14 protein-coding genes are annotated in these 19,378 nt (G+C 51.3%); 3 read left to right on the forward strand and 11 right to left on the reverse strand.

The window, feature by feature from the left end:
- Positions 1 to 10: 10 nt before the first annotated feature.
- Positions 11 to 5,371, reverse strand: a complete 5,361-nt coding sequence (locus tag BUB94_RS10780; protein WP_073236913.1) for an InlB B-repeat-containing protein — start codon at positions 5,369 to 5,371, stop codon at positions 11 to 13.
- Positions 5,372 to 5,672: 301 nt separating this feature from the next.
- Here BUB94_RS10780 and BUB94_RS10785 point away from each other — a divergent pair, with 301 nt between their 5' ends.
- From BUB94_RS10785 to BUB94_RS10795, 3 genes are all read left to right on the forward strand, one after another.
- On the forward strand, positions 5,673 to 6,431 hold the full coding sequence (locus tag BUB94_RS10785; protein WP_073236916.1) for a transporter: 759 nt from the start codon (positions 5,673 to 5,675) through the stop codon (positions 6,429 to 6,431).
- Positions 6,432 to 6,595: 164 nt separating this feature from the next.
- Positions 6,596 to 7,390, forward strand: coding sequence for a hypothetical protein (locus BUB94_RS10790; protein ID WP_073160296.1), 795 nt, complete (start codon positions 6,596 to 6,598; stop codon positions 7,388 to 7,390).
- An 80-nt stretch (positions 7,391 to 7,470) separates the two neighbouring features.
- Positions 7,471 to 9,048, forward strand: coding sequence for a hypothetical protein (locus BUB94_RS10795; protein ID WP_139258405.1), 1,578 nt, complete (start codon positions 7,471 to 7,473; stop codon positions 9,046 to 9,048).
- 75 nt (positions 9,049 to 9,123) lie between these two features.
- Here the strand turns inward: BUB94_RS10795 and BUB94_RS10800 are convergent, their stop codons facing one another.
- The 10 genes from BUB94_RS10800 to BUB94_RS10840 all read right to left on the reverse strand — a co-directional run bounded on the left by BUB94_RS10800 (position 9,124) and on the right by BUB94_RS10840 (position 19,375).
- The gene (locus tag BUB94_RS10800) at positions 9,124 to 10,935 is read right to left on the reverse strand and encodes an extracellular solute-binding protein (RefSeq protein WP_073236919.1); all 1,812 of its coding nucleotides are present in this window, start codon (positions 10,933 to 10,935) and stop codon (positions 9,124 to 9,126) included.
- A 12-nt stretch (positions 10,936 to 10,947) separates the two neighbouring features.
- Complete coding sequence (rnc, locus tag BUB94_RS10805; protein WP_073160290.1) at positions 10,948 to 11,778, reverse strand: ribonuclease III; 831 nt, start codon at positions 11,776 to 11,778, stop codon at positions 10,948 to 10,950.
- Positions 11,779 to 11,932: 154 nt separating this feature from the next.
- Complete coding sequence (gene acpP, locus BUB94_RS10810; protein WP_073160288.1) at positions 11,933 to 12,169, reverse strand: acyl carrier protein; 237 nt, start codon at positions 12,167 to 12,169, stop codon at positions 11,933 to 11,935.
- 52 nt (positions 12,170 to 12,221) lie between these two features.
- Complete coding sequence (fabG, locus tag BUB94_RS10815) at positions 12,222 to 12,962, reverse strand: 3-oxoacyl-[acyl-carrier-protein] reductase (RefSeq protein ID WP_073160286.1); 741 nt, start codon at positions 12,960 to 12,962, stop codon at positions 12,222 to 12,224.
- Positions 12,963 to 13,066: 104 nt separating this feature from the next.
- Entirely contained in the window at positions 13,067 to 13,987 is a 921-nt protein-coding gene (fabD, locus tag BUB94_RS10820; RefSeq protein WP_073160283.1) for an ACP S-malonyltransferase, read from the reverse strand.
- A gap of 270 nt (positions 13,988 to 14,257) precedes the next feature.
- Positions 14,258 to 14,407: a hypothetical protein gene (locus BUB94_RS16850; RefSeq protein WP_175549724.1), complete on the reverse strand. Its 150-nt coding sequence runs from the start codon at positions 14,405 to 14,407 to the stop codon at positions 14,258 to 14,260.
- Between the two features lie 302 nt (positions 14,408 to 14,709).
- Positions 14,710 to 15,696, reverse strand: coding sequence for a phosphate acyltransferase PlsX (gene plsX, locus BUB94_RS10825; protein ID WP_073236922.1), 987 nt, complete (start codon positions 15,694 to 15,696; stop codon positions 14,710 to 14,712).
- Between the two features lie 72 nt (positions 15,697 to 15,768).
- A complete protein-coding gene (gene rpmF / locus BUB94_RS10830; RefSeq protein WP_073160278.1) occupies positions 15,769 to 15,954 on the reverse strand; it encodes a 50S ribosomal protein L32 in 186 nt (61 codons plus the stop codon).
- Positions 15,955 to 15,971: 17 nt separating this feature from the next.
- A complete protein-coding gene (locus BUB94_RS10835; protein WP_073160276.1) occupies positions 15,972 to 16,499 on the reverse strand; it encodes a YceD family protein in 528 nt (175 codons plus the stop codon).
- A gap of 35 nt (positions 16,500 to 16,534) precedes the next feature.
- On the reverse strand, positions 16,535 to 19,375 hold the full coding sequence (locus tag BUB94_RS10840) for an ATP-binding protein (protein ID WP_083538235.1): 2,841 nt from the start codon (positions 19,373 to 19,375) through the stop codon (positions 16,535 to 16,537).
- Between the last annotated feature and the right edge of the window lie 3 nt (positions 19,376 to 19,378).

Here is a 19,378-nt window from a genome sequence, read left to right on the forward strand (position 1 = left end):
CCGCGAAAGGTTACTTCACCATCACCTTGGCGTTCATGGTCTGGCTTCCAACCTTCACCTGCATGAAGTAAAGGCCGGACTTGGGAGCCTGCAGATCAAGTACGTTCTGGCCGGCGCGGGCGGCAAAGTTGCCGCGGGCCACGCTCTTGCCGTTTACACTCACCAGAGCGTAGTGGCCATTGGCCCCAGCCAATGCGTCGGCCGCATTGAAGCCAACCTGCAGCGAACCTGCGTTCTGCAACACCTTGAATCCGTTCAGGGCGGCAGAGGCAACAGCCATGTCACTGCGAGCAGCCACACGGACCTGCACCTGCTTGGCATCCTGCTTCAGGGCGACATTCAGGGACTTTCCGTCGGTCACTTCCTTGGTTTCACCGTCAACAGTCACATACATGACGTAACCCAATTCCTTAAGGGCGTCAACACCTTCAAAGGTTAGCTTGCCTTCGCGGGCGGTATTTGCACTCAGGTCCAGGAACCATTCGTATTCCGATGCCACAGCCTTGATACTCTTGGCCAGAACAGAACCCCTGGCACTTTCGCGGATCGAGAGATTCACGCGGTCGCCCATGCCAGAAGGAGGCTCATCCAAGGTTTCGGCACTGCTGCCGGCACCCAGAATGTTCCAGGAGTCCACCTTGCCGTTATCGTCGGAAAGGGCAACAACCACACTCCAGTTATCCGCAGAAGCCTTACGGGCGGAACCCTTGCGCATAGAGGCAACCTTTCCAGCAACAGACAGGTCATTCTTCTCGGCATAATTGTAATCAGGGTCAGCCTTCACGCTGAACACCGTGGAGTGATCCACCTGAGCCCATACCGCTTCATAGGGGCCAACCACTTCGGCAACGCTGTAGGCACCCAGTTCGGAATCCCAGTGCCAGAAGATAACCTCGGCGTCACCTTCCGTTTTTCCCTTAGAAAGGTCTACGTACCAGCCATAGGGATTTGCCACCAGATTCCAACCGCTATACTTGTTATCCAGTTTCCACTGGATTTCGGCATCTGCAGAAACTTCCACTTCACGAAGGGGAATGGCAACTTCCCTTGCAGAGCCAACCCAGTAACCGCGGGTTTCATCAATGGGGCCACCGCGATAGGAACGATACTGCCAGTATTCTCCGACAGGATTCAGTTCATCCCACCAGTAGAAATTCATTTCAGAAGCGCTCAAGGTGCTTTCATCCATTGCCACTACAGAAACCATCTGCCAGCTCTTGGCCTGCATGACCACTTCCTTCTTTACCTCGTAGGACTCCTGGTAAATCACCTTGCCACCCACTTCAACAGTTACGTAGGACTTGCCCTTGGGAGCGGGCACCATTTCCCAGTAGCCGTCAGTGACCGTAGCCGTAGCAATAACCATTCCCAGTTCGTCAAGCACAGTCACCGTGGCAGGTTCGTCGGAACCCTCGGTCTTGAAAGACAGGCGGATAGCGTTGCCAGACTGTTCAAACTTCGGAGAGACAATCTGCACTTCTACCTGATTAGAGCTGCTGGAGGCAGGTTCTTCAGAGGCGGAAGAACTGGGCTTTCCAATGTAGGTAGAGTCGTAAACGGCCTTTATATTCATGTCGCGGATAACCTTGCCCAGAGCTTCGCTCCAGCCCTTAAAGGAGTACACATAATCTTCGGTAGCCTTGCGATCCAGAGCCATGCTGTTGGCCAAGTGGATGGTGTCGCCATGGGGAACCATCATTTCGTAAACGATGCTATCCTTGTAATCCCTGAAGACTACCTTGTATTTAATAGTGTCATAGATTGCGTTGATCTTGAGATCACCGACAATTTCGGTGTAGCTGGAATCCCAACCCACAAAAGTCAGACCTTCAATAACAGGAGCTTCGGGGGCCACCGCTGCCTGGCCATATTCTACCTGAGATTCATAAACCGTTCCATTGATTACAAAGGACACGGTGTACTTTACCAGGGAAGAATCGTATTCGGCCACATACACAACATTGTCGGTCACCTTTTCTACAGCAGGAGTCCAACCCTTGAAGGTGTAATCATACTGTTCCGTAGACTGACGGCGCGGTACTGCAGGGGCAGTCACTTCTGCACCATAAGTCAGCGACAGGAACTTGAGGGTATCGCCATCGTAATCTTCGAACACAACAGCATAGTTGAGCTGTTCATATTTAGCCTTGATTACAAGATCTGCCTTTACCTGCTTGTATTCATCACTGCTCCAGCCAATGAATTTATAACCTAGACGGGACGGATCGGCAGGAGTTTCAACGGAACCTTCATAAGTTATTTCCTTGGTCAGCAGTTCTGTTCCATCAAAATCCTGGAATACAACTTTATACATAACGGCTTCAGATTTAAAGACAGCCTTCAACACCACGTCTTCATCGGGCATGGTTGCAGGAATCACATCAGAGCCATCTTCCATTACCCACTTGACAAAGGTATAGGAATACTTTTCGTCGGCAGCCTTCTCGATGTCAGACATCAATGTGATTGCGCTTCCGTAAGCAACTTCAATATTTTCAAGCACACCATCTTCATCATCCATATAGACCAGCTGATGAACATTAGCCGTAAACTTTGCATAGACAGTGATGTCACTCTTGACATCCTTGTAGTCATCGCTATCCCAACCAGTAAAGGTATGGCCAATCTTCTTGACACCGCTGGGAACAACGGCAGATTTACCATACTCAACAAGCTGCGTCGAGATAGTGTCGTCCAAGGCCTTAAGGAAGGTGACGGTATAGGAGTTGATTTCATAGATAGCTCTAACAGTCAGATCACCCGTAACTTCAGAAAAATCCTTATCCCACTTCACAAAGGTGTAGCCTGCGACTTCGGGAACGTCGGGAGCATTGGCAGCCGAACCAGGATCTGCATTCACCACAACCAACTGTTTGTCGTCAAAGCCCAGGAAGGTCACCTTAAACGAGACCTTTCCTTCGGGAATTGTCGGAGAATAACTACCATGAGCAAGGAAGGGCAAAGTTCCCAAATAGTAATCTTTGTCAAAAGACCAGATATAGTCCTTGCTGTTTTCGAAGGCACTGTTCAGGAGACCCGCAAAGGATTCCTTTTTCACATCAGCACTTTTCTGTACACCATTGTAGCTGGCATTGAGATTGGCCTCGTCACCGTTACGGATTAGGAACTTGATATTGGTGTCTTCGGTCCAGTCTCCAGCAACACCCTTTCCACCAAAGGGACCAACATCCAGATCGTCTTCACCGTAGTGGTAGCAGGACTTGATGCTATATGCTTTCGTTTGCTGATCGGCCACAAGGTAAGCCAACCTTTTAACACCCTTGTCATTCTTGGAATTACCTTCCATTGTAGCATTTACCAGAATGTTACCAACGCTAAAAGCACCTACAATGGACACGGTATCCTTTTCATTCACATTCACAGACTGGCCAACCATGCCACCCATAAGAAGGGAGTCACCCGAGAAAGTACCCTCTGCAGTAATATTTGCAACTACGGCCACAGAGGACACATCGTGGAGTTCGCGACAGACACCGCAGACACCACCAATTTTAGCCACCTGATTGTCATTATAGGTTCGAGTTACCGGATCGGCGTGAACCGCATTCAACTTAATCAGGTTTTCGGAACGAACAAAGATGCTATTAAAATCAACAGCCTTTCCGCCATTAAGGTTCGGATACGTACCGACAACACCACCCACAACAACAGTATTCAAACTGTCAGCCACTTCGATGGCACCGTCATAGTAAATTTCGGTAAGAGGCAGAGCCTTGGCCGTGGCAGAATTCATAAAGCCAACCACGCCGCCCACAACAACCGAGTCAAATACGGTAAAGCCGTTGGACATCAAGTCACCATAGGCGGTCTTTGTACGAACATCGATATTCACAGAAGACGTATCCTTGGACAACCCATCGCCATTGGTAGCAAAACAGGCGTCACCGGCAATGCCACCCACAAAGGCCTGAACATGAAGGCCATCAACATCCTTGGCGGATCCGGCAATACGAATATTTCCTTGAGAACGGGATTCCTTGATAGAAACGTAAATCGTATCGGAATCACCGCCGAGACAGCGGTTACTTGCACCAAGGATACCACCGGCTGCATAGCGGTAAATACCTTCAACCTTGAGAGAATCCTTCAGAGAAAGTTCCGCCTGGCTATTCTTGATAAGCAGTCTAGACATACCAAGAAGAGAATCACGACCCACAAGGCCACCGGCAAAGATATTCTTCTGGAGAACGCTATTAACAGATACGCCTCCCACGGAACCATCAGAAATTTCACCATTGAAAGAGGACTTGATGATGTTAATGGAACCTTCCTGCTGGGAACCGTTTTCATAAAGCACGCCGGCAAAACCAACAAGGCCACCCATGGCGCTGCCGCCAGAAATCCTGGCAACTTCTTCGCCAGCCTGGGAACCGGAGGTCACATTGAGAACGGAGTCGAAGGAGGCGGCCATCATACCCACAACGCCACCCAGGGCAGAATTATTATCTGCAGGGATGTTCTGCACAACAGCATTAACACGAGTATCCTTGAAAGAAGGGTCTGCCTGAGAACGGACAGACACACCGGCGATACCGCCAAGGAATACTCCATATCCATAGTTCGTGCTCTTGACCGTGGAGTTATAGGCATTCCCCATAACCTTGGAACCGGCAAAACCGCTAGTGATCTTGGTGTTGTTGACAATGCTGATACCATCTTCCACAACAGAATTCTTGACAGTGGAATTGTTCAGTACACCAACGAGGGCACCTGCAAAAGGTGCATCAATCTGGACATTGGAAAGTTTGACTTTGTCAATAGAAGACAGGCTGATTCGACCAACAAGGGCTCCCACCGGATAATAATCTTCGCCCTTTTCACTTTCGCCATCAATGATAATGCGGACGTTTTCAATGGTAAAGTTAGAGATGTTTGCATTGTCGATTGATTCAAAAAGACCGACCGGTCCGCTCATTTTGGAACTATGGTAGCACAAATTGGTGATTTTCTTGCCATCACCATAAAATTCATTGCTAACACGGAACGGCAACGGCTTATGATTGACGGCACAGGAACCATCGGCAGAAATTTCTCCCAGGTCGATATTGGATTCCAATCTGAGGGTGTGCTTGCTTTTTGCACCGATCCAGTGCTTTTCCAGCAGGTAGTAAAGGCTATCGGGTGTTGCCTTTACAGACTGCACACAAGTCTTACCAGCAGGCCCTGCGGGGCCCCCGCACCTAGCAGCTTCCTGCTTTAGGTAGAACACAGAATCCTGAGTAACGCAACCAAAACCGCAAACAACCGAAGAAACCTGCAAATTCAAGGAAAAAAAGCTGTTTCCAGCAGCAAAAACCATGCTGGCGGCAAGCAGCATGGCACACAGGATAAAATTGAATCTCATCTTCATAATTCCACCTCTGTAATCCTTACTTTACAAAGATACCCATTATTTCGTAAAAAAGGGGATTTTCACTTAATATGGGTCTTCCATTGTGACATACCGCAACAGCTGTTCACACATCACACATGCGCACCATTCCGTCCGTCTTTACGCAAGCCGTAAACCGTCGACAAACAACGAGTCAGCGTACTCGTCATCATTTGTGAGAAAAATCACCCAAAAAAAGCGTAATCTCTTTACATTATTACATTCAACATATTATATTTATTACGAAAACACTTCAAAACCCTATCAAGGAGACAAAAAGATGATCAAGAAGATTGCACTCGCAGGCGCTCTGGCTGCAACAGCATCCTTTGCAACCTGGGACAAGTTCCCCGTTCTCGAAGCAGGCAAGGGCCAGGCCAAGGTTGGCGTAGGCTACGATATGCAGGGTGACTACAGCGACCTCGGCATGTATGCCGGCGCTCGCTACACCGTTATCCAGGGCTTGGAACTGGGTCTCGCTGTTCCGTTCCGCTTCTACTCTGACTTCGACGGCAACGACCTGAAGGCAGACGGTCTCGGCAACATTCCTCTCATGGTTCGCTACCAGTTCATGCCCACCATGAACGCATTCGTTGACGTGAACCTCCCGGTTGGTGACGATTCCTACAACGACGACGCATGGAACTTCCACGCTGGTGTCCAGTTCTCTCAGAAATTCGGCATGATCGACCTGGGTACTGAAGCCGGTCTCGCTATCACCACCGAAGGTGATGACGAAGTTTCTCCTCCGTGGGAACTGAACATCGGTGCAGAAGCCGACTTCGTTCTCGGCGGCCCTGTTACCCCGTACGTCGGCATTGACATGAACATGCTCCTGGGTGAATACACCCACGACGGCGACGAACTCCCGGGTTCTGACGAAAGCGGTACTCTCGGTCTGTGGATCTATGCTGGTGTTGGCTACGCTATCAACCAGATGATCAGCCTCGACGCTTCCTTCGGCTTCGGTATCGGCGAAGACTACTACGGCGAAGACACTCCGATGTCCATCGACGTGAACGCCAAGTTCAACTTCTAATTCCCTGCTAGCGCTCGCTAGACTGGAATTACAAAGGGTTCTGCCGCAAGGCAGGCCCTTTTTTTGGTGGCGGTCACAAAAACTTACGATAATATTATTTAACATATAAAAACGTCTAACCTTTTCTACATTTTGGACTGGTTTGAAAAACTAAGGAGATGTTTATGTTCAAGAAAATTATCGCAGCAGCAGCTATCGCAGCCTCTGCAGCATTCGCAACTTGGGACTATTTCCCGGTTCAGGAAGCAGGCAAGGGAACCCTCCATGGCGGCCTCTACTACGACTGGCACCATGAATGGTCTCAGGCAGGCCTCAACCTGGGCGCACGTTACACCGTCATCCAGAACTTGGAACTTTCTCTGCAGGGCTGGGGCTACCAGTTCTGGAGCGAAGTGGATTGCCAGGGCTGCACCAACGGTGGCGACGGTCTCCGCGACCTGACCATCGGCGGCCGTTATCAGATTACCCCCATGGTTAGCGGTTTCATCGACCTGCGTCTCCCCATCGGTAACGATGACGACGGCGTCAACGGCCATCCGCCTTCCAATAGCGAAGTTTCCATTTACCTGGGCGGCCAGTTCTCTATGCCGATCCAGGGCGTTCAGGGCCTCTCCTTCGGTACCGAAGCCGGCCTTGACTGGGGTTTCGAACACGACAACTACGAACGCGGTCTCGAAATCCACATTGCTGGCGAAATGGACTTCGCCGTTCCCAACCAGATCTTTATCCCCTATCTGGGCCTGAAGTTCAAGCTGCAGCTCACCGAAGATACCTGGGAAGACGACAAGGGTAACGAATGGGGCGCTGACGACAGCGGCGACTCCCAGTTCAACCTGTGGCTGGGCTGTAAGTTCGCCCTCAACCCGCAGATCCTCCTGGATGCACGTCTCATCTTCCGTTCTGGCGACATGGACGGCGATGCAACCGGTCTCTATGCAGGCGTAGACTTCAACTTCTAAGTTGAAAATCTCACAAGCTTTAAGGAACATCCCATTGCGGGATGTTCTTTTTTGTTGTTTAACTTATATTTACATTCAGCATGATACGCAAATTGGTTATGGTGTTGTTTAGCCTGGCGGCCGGGATTGCCTTCGCAAGCCCTCAACTGGTGATGTCCCAACAGGACCCTGCCGTACTCAAGGCATACATTTCCCAACTGAGGGAAATGCGAAACAGCGGCAAGTTCTCCGCAGCCGAAAGGGAGCAGCTAGATGAACTGTGGCGCACCGCCGCCGATATCGAGGTGATGAATGACCGATGCGGCACGATTTCCATTACCGAAGAAATCGATGAATCCTGCGGAAACTTCTACCAGTATGAACTTCCCAAGTTCGAAACCCAGTATTTCAAGCTCACCGGCGAAATCCGCCTGAGCCCCAACAGACTTTCAAACGCTATCGAACAAAGGCGCCAGGCCATCAACCAGTGTTATGAAGCCCTGCAGGTCGACGCCTTCTACCCCACCCGCTATTTCACTCTCGAAGGCAGCTACACTCCGGAACCCCTTTCCAAGGGCGTCGAAGTCAGCTACAACTTTAGCCTAGAAGAAAACCGAGGCGCCATCAACGACCTGAACGACCGGATCCGCCAATGGTACAACGCCTGCGGGAAGATCATCCACCACAGCGACAACAGCGGCGCCCTGGCCCCCATTTTCGTGGAACTGGTCCGACAGAGCCGCGCTAACGCAAGCAAGGCGAACGGCGGCCTGTATTTTGAACTGGAACAAGGATACGGCAAAAGACTGCTAGTAAAAACAAAGGACGGCATCGAGGGCGTCTACTACCTGAACGGCCGAGAACTGTTCAACTATAAAATCCAGTCAAGCCGGGTCGTCTTTTCGATTAACCTGGACGGCAGACGGTCAAGCGCTGACCTTGTTCAGGGAGACCATTGGCGAGACCGCGTCATATTTGACGACAGCGACCTGAGGGACGGACTCATGGGCAGGTTCGTGTGGGGTAAACCCCGCAATCCCTGGCTCGACACCAAGCAGCCTTCCACAAACTCTCCTGCCGCAGAATACAAATCCTACGATGACGGTTGGGAAAATCATAACAGCACTTCATCTGTACAGACCAGCAGTACACCAAGTTCCTTCGGAATCTACCTCCAGGCTCTAGGCGGCATCAACCTCACCTTCGGGGAAGCAAGCGAAGCCGAACCGTTCAAGGATTTCGAAACCGAAAATGATTCCGTCACAGCCATCACCGGATACGCAGTCGGCTTGCTTGTCTTTGAATTCACAAGGCAATTCGCCATCGGCCTAGGCGGAGGAATCTCCTGGAACAACGTGACCTACGAACATTGCAACGGGCATTTTGACACCAGCTGCGATGAAGAAAACATCCACCAGGCAGCAGCCCCAATGGCCACCGCAGAAATCAATATCGGCGAAGGATTGAACGGAGGCGTCCGCTTCAGCTACATCTTTGACAAGGACATGCCCACCACCTATCTGGCGGGGTTCGCGGAACTGGGAAACGTTCTAGGAATAGAACTGGGATGGGCCCACGCCGACGGTCTATGGGACAATATCTACATGGGGCTGAGCCTGAGACTCCCGCCCCGACACTTGAGCGACTTACTAAAGGAAACAGGTTCCAAAAAGAAGTAACCGCAAAAAAATGCAGACTTAAAAATGCCCGTCGCTTGACGGGCATTTCGTTTATACCATGGCGGTCATCCGCAATTACTTTACATCATATTCAGGAATGGGCAGGGCTTCGCCAGCCTTCATGGCCTTGTCGAGAGCAGCAGACTTTACCGGATCCACCCACCAGTAAACGGGGATGGCGTCTTCGCGATTGAAATTGTCCAGAACCTTTTCGGGCATGCCATAACGGTTCCAGTACAGTATGCGGTGGTGATCGCACTGCCACATCAGAACGTAAGGCACAATCTCGGAAAGACGGTTATCCAGTGCCTTCAGGATTTCGTTGCGCTTCGCCAAATCAAATTCAGTCTTCTGCAATTCAATCAGGCTGTCCACCACGGCGTCCTGCAAACCGCTCAAGTTGTTAGTGCCCTTGTCCATAGCCGTCTTGGAGGACCAGCTGGCCTCGGGATCACGAAGTCGGCCTGCGCCCCAGTTCACCCAGTAAAGGTCAAAGTCCGCATCGTCAAGACGCTTACGCAAGGTGCTCTGGCTCATCTGTTCGATGGTGGCCACCACGCCGATCTTCTTCAGGTCTTCCTGGAAAAGGGTCAGATGACGCAGGTCTTCGCTGCTAGTAATGAAGTTAATTGCAAAAGGTTTGCCATCCTTTTCCAGAACACCCTGACCATTCACCTTGTAACCCGCTTCCGCAAAGAGGGCGCGGGCACTGTCCAGATTGAACTTGTACATAGTGGCCTTGGGGTTGGTATTGTTGGGCCACAAGTCAGGATAGTAGCTGTTCTGCAGGAAGTACTGACCGTACATGTACTTTTCGTTCATGGCTTCGCGGTTCAGCATAAAGTTCAGGGCACGACGGACGCGAACATCCTGGTACTCGGGCTTGCGCATATTGATGGCCATGCCCTGGAAACCGATAGGTTCCTTATTGAAGATGCGCTGCTTTACGGCCCAGCCCTTCTGCACGGCATCGAAGTCAGTCTGCTTCATCCAGATGCTGCTGGTGTAGATAGCGTAGGCGTTGAAGTCCTGCTTCTTGAATGCTTCCAAGGCCTTGGTCTGGTCGTTCATGAAGCGGTAACGGATCTTCTGGAAGTTGTACTTGCCACGGTTCCAGTTCTTCTTGAAGCCCCACCAGTCGGCACGGCGGGCCAGTTCCACATAGCGGTCCTCGCGGAAGGTCTTGATGATGTAGGGGCCAGAAACCACCGGGAAATCGTAACGGATCTGGTTGAAGTCCTTGCCCTGCCAGGCATGCTTGGGGAATGCCAGCATACCGGCCGCTTCCCAGAAGTTGCCCCAGTGAATTTCCTTGGCGGTCATCTTGATGGTCAAGCTATCCACAACTTCGGGACGGTCAAAGCGAGAAAGTCCCACCTTGAAAATGGGAGTCAGGTTCTTCTCGTCCATGATCACGTCGTAGTAGTACTGCACATCTTCGGCGGTAATGGACTTGCCGTCGCTCCACTTGGCGCGAGGGTCCACGTGGAAAGTAAAAGTCTTGCCGTCTTCGCCCACGCTCCAGCTGTCTGCCAGAATTCCAACTTCCTTGTCTTCGGTGGAGTGGAGGGAAACCAGCGGTTCGAACATCATGCCCATCAACTCTGCGGAGAAGCTGTTGTAGTCTTCCCACATGTTGAAGGACTTGGGCATGGCGGAACCCCACAAGGTAATGGCACCGCAGGGGCGAGCCTCCTTGGAAGCCACCGGGTCAAACTCGCCAGTAGCTTCGGGATCCATAGGCAGAATCGGGCAATCCGCTTCAGAAACGGCAGCCTTTGATGCAGAGCCCTTACCCGAATTGGAACCAGACTCATTGCAGGCGATCAAAACTGCGGACACCGCCAGAGGCATCATTAAACCAAAAGCAACTTTCTTAAAATTCATCTTTCGTCTCAACTAGGGCAAGCCAACGTGGCGTGCGGATTGTTTCTTGGGTTTGGAATTTGCGTCGGCGGACTTGTCTGCATCATCAGCGGAGTTGGCGGCGTCTTCAGCCAAGAGCATTTCAAGGCTGACGCGGGCCGCTTCCTGTTCGGCCTTCTTCTTGTTGGGGCCAGAACCACGACCGTAGGTTTTATCGTTGATGTGGACTTCGGTGGTGAACACCTTCTGATGTTCCGGGCCGTCTTCGCCAATCAAGACGTAAACCGGCGACGTACGACGCTTCCCCTGCAGGTATTCCAGCAAGGCGCTCTTGTGGTTTACGAAATCGTCGGCCACAATGATTTCCTTGATGCGAGGGAAATGGAACTTGTTGAGAATGGCACGGACTTCTTCCAGACCGCCATCCAGGTATACAGCACCAAGTACGGCTTCGTAGGCGTCAGCCACAATAGTTTCCTTGCCGCGGCCACCCATCTTCATCTCGGACTTTCCAATCTTGATATATTCGCTCAAGCCCCATTCCTTGCTGGACTGGGCGCAGGCGTGACCCGACACGATGGCACTCTTGCGCTTGGAAAGATCACCTTCCGGGTCGTTGGGATAGTTGCGGTACAGATACTCGGTGGTAAGCATGTTGAGCACGGAATCGCCCAGAAATTCCAGACGTTCGTTGTTGCTCTCGTAGGGCATATCCTTTCCTGTCAGGAAGGAACGATGCACCAGGGCATGAGCCAGCAGTTCCGGATCTCTGAATCTGTACCCAAGCTTTGCCTCAAGCCCGTCCTCGGACTTCTGGCGAAACCAGAGCTTTAATACTTTGTGCAATAAATTTTCGTTTTCCAAATTTATCTCCTATGGGGAAACGCGGGTTGGATCCGCATACTGAATATAATACGTAAAGATAAAAAGACCGCCCAACCGCACAAAAATAAAACGGCCCCGGGAAGTTCCAGGGACCGCTTTAAATTCGATTGCTTAATTCCAACAAATCAAGAAATTACTTCTTGGATTCGATGAAGGCGACAACGTCGGAAACCTTCTGGAACTTTTCTGCATCGCTGTCGAGGATTTCGACTTCGAATTCGTCTTCGAGAGCCATAACCAGTTCGACGCGGTCGAGGGAGTCAGCACCGAGGTCGTTACCGAATTCGGATTCCGGCTTCACATCTTCAGCCTTAACTTCGAGTTTGGCAACGATAACGTCGACAACCTTCTTAAAAATTTCTTCGTTCATTTTAGTCTCCATTTTTGGATTAAGTGTTTGAGTTTAATTTAGTAAAAAATCGTTAAGCGTTCAAGCCCCCGTCAACGCCCAATACCTGTCCGGTAATGTAGGAAGCGTCGTCGGATGCCAAAAATGCCACTGCCTTGGCCACATCTTCGGGGTTGCCAATGCGCTGCAGGGGGATAGAAGCGGCGTACTTTTCCTTGGTAGCGTCGTCCATCTTGGCAGTCATGTCGGTGCCGATAAAGCCAGGAGCCACAGCATTCACGGTAATGCCGCGGGAAGCGAATTCCATGGCGTTGGACTTGGTCATGCCGATGATACCGGCCTTGGCTGCGGCATAGTTGGCCTGACCAGCCTGGCCACGGATAGCGTTAATGCTAGTGATGTTCACGATACGGCCAGTGCGCTTGCCCATCATGGTGCGGGCCACGGCACGGGTGCAGAGGAACACGGAACGGAGGTTGGTCTGGATGACGGCGTCGAAGTCTTCGTCCTTCATACGCATCAGCAGGCCGTCGCGGGTGATACCGGCGTTGTTCACCAGGATATCCACGGTACCCATGTCAGCAATGATCTGCTTGAACACGTTCTGTACAGTTTCGGAGTCGCCAACGTTGCAGGCATAGCTCTTGACCTGCACACCCAGTTCGGCGCTCAACTTGGCAGCCAAGTCTTCCTTCACGGAGGTGGAAAGGATGGCCACATCGGCACCTTCGCGTGCCAGTTCAGTCGCAATGGCGAGACCGATACCGCGGGATGCGCCAGTAACAATAGCCTTCTTGCCAGTAAGTTTACCCATAATTATAATCCTTGAAAAAAAAGTGGTTAGTGATTAGTGGTTAGTGATTAGCGATTTTCTTTCTGCGATTTACTAATCACTGTTTACTAACCACTGTTTACTAATTAGCCCTTCAGGGCTGCAAATGCTTCGATGGTTTCGACGGGGGTGACCTTCACGTCGCGGCTGATCTTGCGCATGAGGCCCATGAGAACCTTGCCGGAACCCACTTCAACACCCTGGGTTACACCGAGGGAGATGGCCTTGTTCATGCAGTCGTTCCAGCGGACCGGGGACACCAGCTGGCGGACCAGGAGGTCTGCAATTTCCTTGCCGGAAGTCACAGGTTCTGCAATGACGTTGGCGATAACCGGCTTAGCCACATCGTTGAAGGTAGTCTTTGCAATAGCTTCAGCCAGACCCGGCTGAGCGAACTGCATCAGCGGAGAGTGGAAAGCACCGGACACGGCCAGGGGGATAGCCTTGATGCCAGCAGCAGCGCAGTTTTCAACCAGCTTGTTCACGCCTTCGACGGCACCGGACACCACGATCTGGCCCGGGCAGTTGATGTTTGCCGGAACCACGACACCTGCATCCTTCACGGATTCGCAGAGTTCGATAATCTTTGCTTCGTCCTGACCCATGATGGCAGCCATGGCACCGGGGTTCTTGGAACCGGCAGAGGCCATCAGTTCGCCACGGGTGCGGACCAGGCGGAGACCGTCGGCGAAGCTGAAACCGCCAGCGGCATAGATTGCAGAGTATTCACCCAGGGAGTGACCTGCAACGTAGTCAAATTCAAAACCTTCGGACTTGAGAAGTTCCATCACCATTGCAGAAACGGTGAAGAGAGCGGGCTGGGTATTGTCGGTGCTCTTGAGAACGTCTTCCGGACCTTCAGCCATGAGCTTGGACAGGGAGAAGCCGAGAATTTCGTCAGCTTCCTGCATGATCTTCTTGGCAGGTTCAAAAGTAGAAGCCAGAGTCTGGCCCATACCAACATACTGGGCACCCTGGCCCGGGAAAAGAAGAATGGTCTTAGACATGTTTTTCCTTGAGTGTAAAACAACGACTTGTAATATACGTCACAAAATTACAAAAATCATACCGCAAACAGGAGGGGCCAGTCCAAATTCAATGATATAAAAAGGTGTCTAAAGACTTACGTCACCAAAAAGGCAATCTCTTTGAGCATCAAAGGATTAAGCGCATTAGAACAAGGTCAAGGATTTTATATTTTACGCAAAACATCATCGGGACGGGCCTAGTCCTGGAGCCTTTTTGTTGAATGTTTACATCTTTTTTCTGGGAATAAATTAGGAGAACATATGAATATATTCAAGAATCTTGCCGTGAGGTCCATCGCCGCGATCATGCTTATTGCCTGCGGTGGCGATAACGGCTCCAGCGCCAAGGACGATGAAATTATCCCGAGGAAAAAGCGGAAAAGAGATCAAGCGCGTCATGGGCAAGTAACTCCAGCTCTGTATTTCAAATCGTTTCGATAAATAAGTCCAATGGCTTCTCCGTCCGTTGTGTAATGGTGGAGTAACACCAATCTCCTAAACAATTCTCCCCAAAAAAGATTCTAGGGAACCCTCTGGTGAGGGCTCCCATTCCCAAGTTTAAATGACAATGATACGCAAAAGGCGTATCGAGGGCAAAATTAAATTTGTAAAAAAAAGACAGGATTTCAGTCCTGTCTTTTTTTCGTTCGTCACTGGATCCTTCGCTTCACTTCGTTCCGCTCAGGATGACAATCCGCGGATTATGCCTGAGCGGGAGCTTCTTCGTCCTTGATTTCAGACAAACGAGCGTTCACAGTCTTGGCCACGCCGAGGCGGGCGTACTTGGCGGCAACTTCAACAGCCTTTTCAATAGCCAGAGCATCGGAACGGCCGTGAGCGATAATGCCGGTGCCGTTGAGACCCAGGAGCAGGGCGCCACCGGTCATGCGGTAGTCCCACATTTCGTCGAACTTGCGACCAGCTTCGGAATCGATGTTGCCAAACATCTTGTGGTGCATTTCGTAGAAGCCTTCAATCATCTTGAGGATTACGTTGCCTGTAAAGCCAGAGGTAACAGCCACGTCAGCCTTACCCATGATCAGGTCTTCGCCTTCGATGTTGCCGATGAAGTTCACGGGAGCGTTCTTGAGAAGCTGATAGGCTTCCTGACAAACTGCGGGACCCTTGTGTTCTTCTTCGCCCATGTTCACGAGACCGACCTTCGGCTTTTCGCGACCGAAGTAAGTTTCGGCAAAGGCGGAACCGGCAATGGCAAAGTCTACGAGTACAGAAGCGCGTTCGTCTACGTTAGCGCCAGCATCAACAAGGACGATGGGCTTTTCGGCGGTGGGGATCACGCAGCCGATAGGCGGACGGCCAAACTTTTCGGTGGTCTTGCCAAGAAGCATAAGGCAGCTGGCCATCATGGCGCCAGAGTTACCGGCACTGACGGAAGCATCGACCATACCCTTCTTCTGGAGGGCGACGCAAGTCACCAGACCGGAATGAGGCTTCTTCTTGAGGACCTGTACAGGATGTTCATCCATGGCCACCGGATCCGGTGCGTCAACCACAGAAATGCCGTGACCGGTGTAGCCACGCTTTTCAAGACCAGCCTTGACCTCGGCCTCAGGTCCGCACAAAACAATATGCAGATCGGCATCCTTGTTGGCAGCGTTAATGGCGCCTTCAATCACAACGTCGGGAGCGAAATCGCCACCCAGGGCATCCAGTGCAACTTTAACCACAATAACTCCTTATACATCAAAAAAAGTAAGCCCCGGCGCATGCCGGAACTTACCTTAATATAATCAATTAAATTAGGCTTCGGCCTTCATGTCGACAACTTCGACACCGTTATAGAAACCGCAAACCGGGCACACGCGGTGCGGACGCTTCACGGAACCGCAATGATCGCAGGTAGCCATAGCGGGCACGTCCATCTTCCAGTGGGTGCGGCGCTTGTCACGACGAGCGGTAGAGGTTTTTCTTTTAGGTACTGCCATTTTTAACTCCTGTTAGTCTAGTTACCCTTAGACATTTTGTCTTTGAGGGCCTTGAGTTTGTCCCAGCGAGGATCCATAGGCTTTTCACCATCGGATTCTTCGCCAGCTTGATTGTTTGTTACAAAGATAAAATCTTCGTCGGGATTTTTCACGGGTGCTTGCGGTTCTTGCAGTATAATTAGCTCACGAACGCACTCGGAAACATCGACGAAGTACTGCCCCTGGGGAATCTTGTAGGCAAAAACGTCTACATCTTCCTCGTCCAATTCTTGCTTGGCCACCTGAAGACGTTCAACTTCGACCACGATTTCAGTGGAGAAGGGTCGATCGAACGGTTCAAGAGTACGGGAGCAGGTCAGCGTCTGAACGCCAGAGATAGAGCCAGTCACAAGCCACTTGTTGTCGCCTTCGGGGCTAACCAGCACCTGAGCTACCAGATCGCCCTTTAGGTGCAGTTCGTCGAAGAGTTCAGGGGCATCGGCATGGGACCAGACCACCTGGCGGTCTTCGGGTTCAGTCAAGGTTTGTGCAATTTCTATTCTCACAGTGAGCGCAAATTTAGTAAATCACGGTATTTAAGTCAACATAGGGTATCATCGCAATAACGCTGGATATCCAGCAGAACCTTGCGGAATTCTTCCATCAAGGCCGGATGGGACTCAAAAATCACCTTGAAATTCTCTTCCTTAGCGGCATCTTCCAGCTTCTTCGCCATAAGGGAGACCTTGTCGGCCCCCACGTTCACCAGGCAAGACTTCAAGGCATGAACCTTGACCCGGTAGTTGGCCCAGTCAGACTTTTCGTAATACTCCTGGAGGTAGTAGTCAAAATGTTCGTCGGGCAAGGACTGCAACACTTCCTTGTACAGTCCCCTGTCATTAACGCAAAGGGCCAGCCCCTTCTCGAAATCGATCAACACCGATTCCGTTTTCACCTCAGGTTTCGCAACATCCGCCTCGTCTGACTTCATGTGGACCATCTCTGCCGGAAGGTGCCGCAGGAGCACCTTTTCTAGCAGGGAGCCGCGGACAGGCTTCGCCAGGAAGTCATCGAAGCCGCGAGCCAGGTACATCTCCTGGGCTCCCGACATGGCATTGGCCGTCAGCGCCACCACCTTGGCTTCAGCGGACTTGTTATTGGACTTCGCCTTCAACCGTTCCAAAGTTTCCACGCCATCCATCTGGGGCATCATATGGTCCATCAAGATAACCTGGTAGCAGTTTTCTTCTACTTTATTCAAACACTCCTGACCGCTCTCCACGCAGTCAATCTGCATCCTGGAATTTTTCAGCAGTCCCCTAACCACCATCAGGTTCATGCGGTTATCATCAACCACAAGAATCTTCGCCTCAGGCGCCTCGAAGCATTCCTGGAATACGCCTACAGACTTTTGCCCATCTGCATTTTCAAGGTCTGCGTTTCCTATGGCGGCCCCATCCACCACATCCTGGGACAGCACAAAATAGAACTCGGAGCCCTTGCCGTATTCGCTCTTGATCTGGAGAGAACTCCCCATCAGTTCAAGCAACTTCTCGGTAATGGAAAGTCCAAGGCCGGTCCCTTCGATGCCACGGTTACGGGTTTCTTCCAGTCGCTTGAAGGATTCCAGCAAGCGCGGTTTGTCTTCTTCGCGAACACCGACGCCCGTGTCCTTGACCGACACATAAAGTTTGCATTTCGAGTCTGCGGTCTCGCCCCAGACCTTCAATGTCACGGAACCCTTAGGCGTATACTTCACCGCATTGGTCAGCAAGTTCATGATAATCTGGCGCAGGCGGAAATCATCGCCCACCAACACCGACGGCAAATCAGGAGAAATCTCGGTCTTTAATTCCAGACCACGTTCTTCCACCTTCGTCGCAATCATGGTCTTCAAGTCGGCCAGGACGTTAGACAGTCTGTATTCCACCGGGACGATGTTCATCTTGCCGCTTTCAATTTTAGAGAAATCAAGGACGTCGTTCACCAGAGACAACAGCATGTTTCCTGCCAGCTTGATATTCCGGGCGTACTCCGCAATTTCTTCGGGCGTACCACCGCGCAGGATCATCTCGTCCATGCCAAGCACCGCATTGATCGGCGTACGGATTTCATGGCTCATGCTGGCCAGGAAGTCGCTCTTGGCGTTGTTGGCCTTTTCGGCTTCGCGCTTCAGCAGTTCCTGGGTCTTGTAGGCTTCCTGGAGGGCGGCCTGTTCATCGTAATAGATGTTCTTCTGGTAGAGTACCGTAACCACCACCGTTATGCCCACCACAAAGGTGGAGGCCACCGTACTGATGTAGGTGTCGGCCATGTTCGTAAAAAGGTAGACGAAATCGGGGCGGTAATAGCCAATGCCATAGCTGGCTCCATCTAGAACAAAGGCGATTGCCATGGCGATGTACATGCGGCGCCCCTTCAGGGCAAAGGCGATATAGAAGAATTCGTAAACGAACCAGCTGTTCACGCCGCTACTCACACCTCCAGCCGAAAGCCAGACAATAGGCATGGCCACCAGAATACAGGCAATCAGGATCCAGAACCCAAGATCTTCGTGCCCCGTCTTACGTGCCACCACCGAAATAACCATCATGGCAAGGACAACCGAAGCCACCGCCATGATTCCCGCAAAACTGACTGACGCAGCAAGGCAAATCAGCAAACCGCAAGTGGTACCGATAATACCAGTCACCACGAACATGGTGTTGGTTCGCTGTTCCAGCGGCACACTGTGGTCATAGACATAACGTTCCGTCGAGAAGATAAACGCAGACCAGTAAAAAGCGGCAGCCGCCAAGCTGAGCGCAAAGACCGTATAATCAAGACGGGACGAGCCCAAGAATCCGGGGAACAGTTCCGACACGGCGCTGAACATGACCACCGTTGAAAAGCCCAGCAAAGCAAAACGATACTTGCGGTGATAATCCCTATCGGAGCGGACCCACTTGTAAACCAGCAAACAAACTACCACAGCGGCCATCACGTAGGTAAACGTCAGATGCAACCCAAAGAGAACACTTGGAACCAGGTCAAACCGGTTGAATCCCTCTGGACGAGCCGCAAAGCTCAACATGATTTCCTTAAAAGGATTGATAATCCAGCAGACCGCATCAAGGCTAACCAGTATCAGGAGCAACTTATTTACATAGGGCACAAAAGGCCGGTCAGCCAGTTCCACAAGATGGAACGTAAATGCCACCACGCAAACCAACATGGACATCACACATATGTAATGCAAACTGGTAAAACAGGAGTAGGAAAAATACTCCACACTCATAACGCTTGCCAAATAAGTCAAGACAACCAAAGAACAGAAAGTACAGGTAACACCCAGCAGTCTACCTGCCGGTCCGCCTTTCTTAAACGATAGCACGGCCCCCAGTATGTCGAGCCCCATAAAGCCAAGGGCCGTTACCAGAAAGCCAATCTGGAACATCGTCATAAA

The organism is Fibrobacter sp. UWH9 (genome assembly GCF_900129715.1).
In the GTDB taxonomy this organism is placed as follows: Bacteria; Fibrobacterota; Fibrobacteria; order Fibrobacterales; family Fibrobacteraceae; genus Fibrobacter.

What these genes read in the sequence shown, in the direction of transcription:
- BUB94_RS10780 (WP_073236913.1), bottom strand. Translation starts at nt 5,371, where the DNA reads ATGAAGATGAGATTCAATTTTATCCTGTGTGCCATGCTGCTTGCCGCC.
- BUB94_RS10785 (WP_073236916.1), top strand. Translation starts at nt 5,673, where the DNA reads ATGATCAAGAAGATTGCACTCGCAGGCGCTCTGGCTGCAACAGCATCC.
- BUB94_RS10790 (WP_073160296.1), top strand. Translation starts at nt 6,596, where the DNA reads ATGTTCAAGAAAATTATCGCAGCAGCAGCTATCGCAGCCTCTGCAGCA.
- BUB94_RS10795 (WP_139258405.1), top strand. Translation starts at nt 7,471, where the DNA reads ATGATACGCAAATTGGTTATGGTGTTGTTTAGCCTGGCGGCCGGGATT.
- BUB94_RS10800 (WP_073236919.1), bottom strand. Translation starts at nt 10,935, where the DNA reads ATGAATTTTAAGAAAGTTGCTTTTGGTTTAATGATGCCTCTGGCGGTG.
- acpP (WP_073160288.1), bottom strand. Translation starts at nt 12,169, where the DNA reads ATGAACGAAGAAATTTTTAAGAAGGTTGTCGACGTTATCGTTGCCAAA.
- fabG (WP_073160286.1), bottom strand. Translation starts at nt 12,962, where the DNA reads ATGGGTAAACTTACTGGCAAGAAGGCTATTGTTACTGGCGCATCCCGC.
- fabD (WP_073160283.1), bottom strand. Translation starts at nt 13,987, where the DNA reads ATGTCTAAGACCATTCTTCTTTTCCCGGGCCAGGGTGCCCAGTATGTT.
- BUB94_RS16850 (WP_175549724.1), bottom strand. Translation starts at nt 14,407, where the DNA reads ATGACGCGCTTGATCTCTTTTCCGCTTTTTCCTCGGGATAATTTCATC.
- rpmF (WP_073160278.1), bottom strand. Translation starts at nt 15,954, where the DNA reads ATGGCAGTACCTAAAAGAAAAACCTCTACCGCTCGTCGTGACAAGCGC.
- BUB94_RS10840 (WP_083538235.1), bottom strand. Translation starts at nt 19,375, where the DNA reads ATGACGATGTTCCAGATTGGCTTTCTGGTAACGGCCCTTGGCTTTATG.